Source organism: Vibrio sp. 378 (assembly GCF_033339435.1).
The window spans coordinates 1-598 of the sequence record NZ_JAWOUO010000817.1; the positions used below are offsets into that span (position 1 = coordinate 1).

Sequence of the window (598 nt, forward strand, 5' to 3'; positions counted from 1 at the left end):
AATGTCGTCAACGCAGCTTCCAAACCGATATCATCCAATGCGCTTGGGCGAAGTTGATGGGAAATGTGCCGCACTTCATTAATTGCCGTCACCAAAGAACGTTGTGATTTGTCGAGATGTGACTTGAGCTTTTCATCTTGCAATCGATGGCTCATTAAATCCAAATGACATTTACTCGATACCAGAAGCTGATTGATCCCATCGTGCAACTCGCGCGCTAAATGTTTCTTCTCATCTTCTTGAAACATCACCGTTTTGTGAGCAAGTTCTTTGAGGTTTTTATCGGCAAGTCGATGCTCATGTAAATTGATGGCTAACGTCAGCACAATGATCACCGCCACGGTGACCACCAAAATCACCACCACGGAAAAAAACGTGGTCTCGATGTTTTTGTTCACCGCAGCACGCATGTTCGCGACTTCTTGGCTGACATCTTCAATGTAAAGACCAGTGCCAATCATCCACTCCCATTTACTTAGCCAAGCTGCGTAGCTAAGTTTCGGCACGGTTTCGCCTGTCGAGGGTTTTTTCCACAAATATTGATGAAAACCGCCCCCCGTTTGCGCTTGATACAGCAGCGCTTCAATCAGATGATCAC

At 46.0% G+C, this 598-nt stretch carries 1 protein-coding gene; it reads right to left on the minus strand.

Annotated elements, in window-relative coordinates; genetic code table 11:
• A partial coding sequence (locus tag R7Q48_RS29015) for a cache domain-containing protein (RefSeq protein WP_318133816.1) occupies positions 1 to 598 on the minus strand: 598 nt, incomplete at both ends.